Genomic DNA, 3,899 nt, shown 5'->3' on the forward strand with positions numbered 1-3,899 from the left:
ATATTGCTATTGTAAATAACAGTTGATTTATCTTTTTCTTTACCTGCTTTTGCGAATTTCATTTCTGTAACGTAATAAAACTTTTCGGGATTAGAGATGTCAGTTAATTTTGGATTACCCTTTTTAAAGGTTACTGGATAAGGTTCTATAGTTTCATAATTCACGTGCAAATGACCGAGTTCACGCCCTGCTGTTACGAACTTCCAAAAATCACCAGCACTCTTTACACAAGGGATACGAGGCAATTCTTTAGAGAGGTTATCAACATAACAAGCACGGTAATCTTCCGAATGAAGTAAACCGTAAACGTAATAGAACAAATCATCTTTTGTTATGGTTTGATTAGGATAAGCGGCTTTAAAATGTTCTAGCCCCTCATCCGTAATGGCATCACGCCTTTGTAAATCAGCTGTTGTGCTTTCTTCTATAGAGTTTGTAAATAAAAGGGATTGTTTTTTATTTTTTAAAGATTCAGTATCTTCGTAAATATAACGTGGAAAACATTGACCTTTTTCTATTGCATCTAGATTAGGTAAATCCTTACTCATCAAAACAGAAAAACCACTTCTTGCTCCTACACCTGTAATTTGTATTACTTGATTTTCGACTATTTGCTCCATCGAGAATATCCGCGGCATTTGAGAAACCGCTTCATTAAAGACGCTATTGTAATAAAGCCACTGCTTTGTAAAAGGACGGTAAATACTTTGAACTAAACAATTATTTTCAAATTCGGAAATTTTTCCTCTTACAAACTCTTCTTTTAGACTACTACTCCAACTGATTTTTTTAGCATCAACGTTAACAAAATTGTCTACAGCATTTTTACGTATCCTACGATCAACATGTCCATAAGCATTATTAAAACGTTCTACTTCACTATTATAGAAAGCAATCGTACTAGTCATATTTTTTTCTAAAACTTTACGGCTCGAATTATACGCCCACGCATCACGATTGGTTGAAACTCCAAGAGAAAAAGTTTCAAACAGTTTTTTATCATGTCCTTTCTTATCACCTATAGCTAAGAATGTTGCGAAACTATTATCGCGTTGATTTATCCAATCACCATGTTCATCCGGCGTGATTGTTTGCCATTTTTGTTTACGTGTAATGCCATCGATACTACCAAAGTATTGAAGCCTCTCAAGCTTTTTTTCTCTTGTGAGATTATTACCAATATCATGATAGTAAATTTTACACTCTTCAGACACACTAGGATTTTTGATAAAGAGCGTTATAGCGATACCGGTCATACTACCATTGCCAAAAACATTTTCTCCTTCTTGAGCAGCTCCATTGCTTAACATGTTTTTACGTATATCACCCCGTAAATTAAGTACATAAATACCTGTAAACTCTTTTGCTAAAGATTTTCGTAAACTGTCCATTGTCGACTTTTCTACATAACCAGAGCCAGAAACAAAGCCGATTACCCCAGCATCAGCAATACGGTCACTAGCCCAGCGAATGGCACGAATATAACTGTCATAAAGATTTCGCATAAGGCTTGCTTTAGATTGAGCAGCATAAGTTTCACGGATACGATCATCTAATATGGGATAAGGGCTGTTCTTTGCATTATCATTAGCGCTTTTTTGTCCTACCGAATAAGGAGGATTACCAAAGATAACTTCAATATTGAGATTTTTCTGGTGTTCTAAATATTCACTGTTTTCTTTAAATAATTTTTGTAGCAGATTTTTCTCTTCAAGCATCCGAAACGTATCAGCCAAACCAATATGCTTGAATGGGATATAATTCCCTTTCATCAAACTATGATAAGTCGATTCAATATTAATGGCAGCTATGTAATAAGCAAGCAAAACAATCTCATTGGCATGGATATCATGACGGAATTTATATTCCATATCCTCTGGTTTGATGAGATCTGATTGTAAAAGCCGTGTGATAAAGGTCCCAGTTCCCGTAAAAGGGTCGAGAATGGAGACACCCCGTGACCCCAAGCTTGTTCCAAACTCATTCCGCAACACATCATCAACAGAATGAATGATAAAATCAACAACTTCAACGGGCGTATAAACAATCCCAAGCTTATCCGTGGTTTTCTTAAATGCCTTGGCAAAAAAACTTTCATAAAGTTTGATAATAAGATTCTGTTTTGCATGAGTTTCGGTGATACCTGCTGTACAGAATGTGACACTTTTGTAAAATTTATCAAGATCTTTCGTTTTCTCTTCGATATTGGTTTTATCCAGTTCCGTTAAGATCTTATCCATTGCTTGCGAAATGGCATTGTTCTGTACAAATTCATTGCCTTCAAACAAGGCTTCAAACACGGGACGCGTGACAAGATGTTGCGCTAACATCTCAATCGCTTCTTCTTGCTTGATATCGCTGTTGACGTTGTTCTTTAGTTCCTTATGAAATGTATCAAAAGCATGATAGGTTTCGCTTGTCTCATCAGTAAGCAGATTTTGAAGATGCGTGATATGATTTTGAGCAATCTCAGCAACATTGTTCGCCCATATGCCCCAATAATCGGTGATTTTAAAACTATCCAGAAAAATGGCTTTGACAAAATCAAAAAATTCAGAACGGCGGAATAGGTCTCCTTGTCCTCCAGATACCGATTGAGATTTGCTTTCTGCTGTTCCAATGACACGTCCAGAACTTTCTGCTTTTGATGGTATCGAGATCTCATCAACCGTTGTGGTAAGCTCTTTTAATTCATCCTCACGCTTAATCTCTATAATCTCAATCGTATGGCTGCTATCTTGTCCTAAAGACATTTGATTAATCGTCCGAGCAAGTCTCTCATCATGAGAATGTAAAGCATGCAAAACTTGCCAAACAACACGGTATCTCTTATTGTTTTTTAAAGCCTTTTTGGCTTCTAAGTGTGAAAGAATGATAATGGGTAAAATGATATAGCCCGTTTTCTTATTTGGAGCACGGCGCATCACACGCCCCACCGCCTGTATCACATCCACTTGGCTATTGCGTGGGTGTAAGAACATGATCGCATCAAGAGCAGGGACATCAATCCCTTCTGAAAGACACCGAACATTGCTTAAAATCCGACAAACATTTTGACCCGCATCTTCTTTAAGCCAATCCAGTTCCTCATTGCGTTTTTTGACACTTTGCGTTCCGTCAATATGTCTTACTTCACAGTTTAGAAAGGGAACGGTTTGAAGGAAATCATCAATATGAGATTTGATAATTTTATTAAAGAGCTTTGTTATATATTGAGAGGTGTTAATGTCTTTGCAAAAAGCTAAAGCACATTGCATGGGCTCTGTATCATCATCATCAACAGCCGCTTGCTTATCTATTTTGGTCAGGGCTCTATAACAGCCAATAATTTTTGCCGCATCATCTAAATAAATTTCACGGTTTTCATTGGCAATAATCTCCTGTATGGCTGGTGTGATATAGGTTTCATTAATACCCAAGACCACAATCTTGTAAGGAGTTAAAAGTTCATTATCGACAGCTTCCGCGAATGTATAATGATGGAGTTGTTTGCCATAAAGCGTTTCATCGTCCATAGATGCGAGAACGGCATTAATCTCATCAGCGCGCCTTTTAGCAGTGTCACTAAAGATACGAGGCGTTGCTGTCATATACAGACGTTTTTTACCTCGAATAATGCTGTTATCATGAACCTTGATAAATTTAGATTCATTGTCTTCACTTCCCAATGAAGCCCCCGTCGTACGGTGTGCTTCATCACAAATGATCAAATCAAATTCGGGTAAACCATGGTCTTTTTGTGCATCCGAAATCACTTGGATAGAATGATAGGTTGAAAAGATGACCGTCATTGCATCTGCTAGGGATTCACAAACTTCTTTAGCAAGGGCTTGGGCATCCGTGGTAGCAGGGAGAACAAGATCTGATGTTTCCATGCCAACAATATCATCTTGGTTTTT

At 37.4% G+C, this 3,899-nt stretch carries 1 protein-coding gene; it reads right to left on the reverse strand.

Annotation, left to right across the window (positions count from 1 at the left end):
• On the reverse strand, window positions 1-3,899 hold a 3,899-nt coding region (locus ACFIKE_RS08610; protein ID WP_375649317.1), incomplete at both ends, for a type ISP restriction/modification enzyme.

Source organism: Bartonella sp. MU70NMGDW (assembly GCF_042194085.1).
Taxonomy (GTDB): Bacteria; Pseudomonadota; Alphaproteobacteria; order Rhizobiales; family Rhizobiaceae; genus Bartonella; species Bartonella grahamii.